The following is a 3,054-nucleotide window of genomic DNA, read 5'->3' as shown; positions in this document are numbered from 1 at the left end:
GCACCGCTCACGGTCCTCAAGCAGTACATCGAACAGCAGAAACGACCCGTGTGAGCTGACCTGCTCACCGACGCGGAAGGCTAGAGCACGCTCGCACCCTAGCAGGCACTCCCGCGTGAGCCTTCACCCCCGGCGCGAACGCCGGAGCACTGGCCCACAGTTCGGTAGACAGCCTCTGTTGCAGGTGGCCGTGGAAGGCCTTCCCGTCCGGGCAGACGGCAGCAGCGGTCGGGGAGAGCTGGCCATGGGTGCGCCGCTGCCCGTACGAGGGTGAAGTCGAGATCCGGTGGGTAGTGCTCGAGCCCAGCCGAGTACGCCGTGCCGAGTCCGGAACGCGAGGACTACCTGCGCACGCAGATCGCGCACCGATTAGGTTTCCGCGCCGTGCCCGTCTGTACGTGTGAGATCGACTCACGAGAGGCTGGCACGATGCGGAAACTGATCTTCGGCATGAACCTGAGCCTGGACGGCTACATCGCCGCGCCCGGCGACGACCTCGGCTGGAGCATACCGAGCGACGAGCTGTTCCAGTGGTGGTCCGACCGGGTGGGGGCGACCGGCCTGGCGCTGTACGGGCGCAAACTGTGGGAGACGATGAGCTCCCACTGGCCGACCGCCGACCAGCAGCCTGGCGCTACCCCGGCGGAGATCGAGTTCGCCCGCCGCTGGCGGGACATGCCGAAGGTGGTGTTCTCCTCGACGACCAGCACGGTCGACTGGAACACCCGCCTGGTCACCGGCGACGCGGTCGCCGAGATCACCCGGCTCAAGGCCGAGGACGGCGGCCCGATGGACATCGGCGGCGCCACGCTCGCCGGGGCGGCCATGCGGGCCGGGCTGATCGACGAGTACGTGCTGGTCACCCACCCGGTACTGGTGGGCGGCGGCACGCCGTTCTTTACGGCCCTGGACAGCTGGGTGAACCTGAACCTGGTGGAGACGCGGACGTTTCCCGGCGGCGTGGTGCTGACCCGATACGAGACGAGGCGATGAGCACGGGCCAGATGCTCGGCTCGTGAGGCCAGGTCCTGGGCTCGTGAGGCCAGGTCGAAATCCTTCCTGGCGTGCTCACCGTGACCCTCGGCTATGAGGGAACCTTCCCCGGGCCTTTCCTTGCGTTCCGAGTGAGCTGTTGACCGACTTGCTGGAGATGAGGGCGACGGCATCGTTGATTGTGACGATGTTCTTCGGGCGTGAAGATGCCCCGCCGGCAACGCCGGCGGGGCGGTGGTGTTCGCGTTGTCGCGTTGGTGTTCAGCTGGTCGGGGTGCTCATTCCGCGGTGACTTCGGTGACGGCGGCCCGTGCGCTGGACTCGTCGACGATGGGGACTCGTCTGATTACAGTGTCGGGGGCAGGCCCAGCCATGGTTTGTCGGTGGCGTCGAATCCGGTGAGCTCGGCGACCTTCCCGTCGACGATGTGCAGGACCGCGATGGTAAATAGCCGGTACTCCGGGTCGTCGGGGGTGCGGAGGTACAGCACGGCGGCAGGCATGCGGTTGACCGTCGTGGTGATACAGCGCCAGTCGTCGTGGCCGCGCTGGAAGAGCCCGCCGGAGACCCAGCCGTCCACCGCGTCCTTGGCCGTGATGACCGAGGTTCCCGGCTCGGGCAGCATCGCGAAGCGCAGGTCGTCGCGCAGCAGGGACATCAGCCCGTCCAGGTCGTTGCGCTCATGGGCGTCGATATACGACTTCACCACGCCCCGCTCGTCATTCGACAGCTCGTGGGTGGCGGGGCTCCGCCAGTCGAGGCGGCGGTCGGGCAGCTGCTCGCGCATCGTCACACGCGCCCGCTGCAGTGCGCTGGTCACCGATGCGACGGTCAGCTCGAGGGCGTCGGCGGCCTTCGATGCCGGCCAGCCGAGGACGTCGCGCAGGATGAACACCGCCCGCTGCCGCGGCGGCAGGTGCTGGACGGCGACGATGAACGCCAGCTCGATCGTCTCCCGCGCCACCACCGATTCCTGCGGGTCCTCGGGGAGCATCCGGTCGGGGTAGGGCTGCAGGTACAGCACCTCGGAGCCGGGGTCCGGCAGCTCGGACGGTACGGGTGTGCGGTCGTTGCGCTTCTCCAGGAAGTCGAGGCAGGCGTTCGTCGCGATTCGGTACAGCCAGGTCCGCAGGGCCGCGTGGCCCTTGAACGACTCCCGCTTGTTCCACGCTCGCAGGAACGTCTCCTGCGTCAGGTCCTGGGCATCCTCGTAGTTCGCGAGCATCCGGTAGCAGTGCACCTGCAGCTCACGCCGGTGGCGCTCCGTGATGAGTGCGAACCGCGCCGTGTCGCCTGAGCGGACCGCCGCGAGGAACGTGGCCTCGTCGGCGCCCAGCGGTCTGGTGTCGGTCATGGTCATCAATCCTTCCACCGGTGCGAGGGCTAACAGAACTGACGACGTGGCGGAGGATTTCTGATCGGTGAAGCCGCTGACACCGGGCCGTTCGCCAGGCCGGATGGGTCGGGGTCGATCCATGGAACGTGCTCCGGGTCGGGCACACCCTCGCACACCCTCGATGTCGAGGTGGGGCCAGCACGGCTAAGCGTTGTTTCTCGGCGCCCGCTACTTAGGGGCCGCATCGGCGCGCCTCCGACCGCGATGCCAAACCAGACGCCGCCTCGGCGAGGTCAGTCACCCGCGCGGCCTCGCCGAGGTCGGACAGGACGCCTAACCGACGGTTCAGACCAGCGGTGGCGCGGTCACAGCGTCGCGCTGAGCTTGGAGTTGCTTCATGTCGGTGGCATCCGACCGGCGGAGAACAAAGATCTTCGCCAGCGCGATGAGGCTGGGGCCGGTGAGGAGCGCTGCCAGCCACAGCTGTCCGTTGACGCCGACGACAACTGCGCCGGTGAGCATGCCGATCGCGATGGCGACGGAGCCGCAGGTCCGTGCCCCGGTCGTCCTCGTCTTCGCCGATCCGCCAAGCTTGTCAGATAATGCCGTATTATCTGACAACGGCAGGATCGGCTCCTGCGGGAACACCCGTGCGGGCCGTGCACCTTTCCCGCCTGTTATCTGACAAACCAGGGAAGCGGGTCAGATGGCGACAGACCGGCACC

Annotated in this window: 3 protein-coding genes; 1 reads left to right on the top strand and 2 read right to left on the bottom strand. The window is 67.6% G+C overall.

Going from position 1 to position 3,054, the window contains the following annotated elements; genetic code table 11:
• Positions 1-429 precede the first annotated feature (429 nt).
• The gene (locus tag AB0J09_RS60725; RefSeq protein WP_360713009.1) at positions 430-993 is read left to right on the top strand and encodes a dihydrofolate reductase family protein; all 564 of its coding nucleotides are present in this window, start codon (positions 430-432) and stop codon (positions 991-993) included.
• Positions 994-1,339: 346 nt separating this feature from the next.
• On the opposite strand, the gene AB0J09_RS60720 is transcribed toward AB0J09_RS60725, so the two are convergent.
• Both AB0J09_RS60720 and AB0J09_RS60715 read right to left on the bottom strand, forming a co-directional pair.
• A complete protein-coding gene (locus AB0J09_RS60720) occupies positions 1,340-2,347 on the bottom strand; it encodes an RNA polymerase subunit sigma-70 (RefSeq protein ID WP_360713006.1) in 1,008 nt (335 codons plus the stop codon).
• A gap of 327 nt (positions 2,348-2,674) precedes the next feature.
• On the bottom strand, positions 2,675-2,977 hold the full coding sequence (locus tag AB0J09_RS60715; RefSeq protein WP_184760126.1) for a hypothetical protein: 303 nt from the start codon (positions 2,975-2,977) through the stop codon (positions 2,675-2,677).
• Positions 2,978-3,054 lie beyond the last annotated feature (77 nt).

This window comes from Nonomuraea sp. NPDC049784 (genome assembly GCF_040659615.1).
Classification (GTDB): Bacteria; Actinomycetota; Actinomycetes; order Streptosporangiales; family Streptosporangiaceae; genus Nonomuraea.
This window is presented reverse-complemented; position numbering and strand designations above follow the sequence as displayed.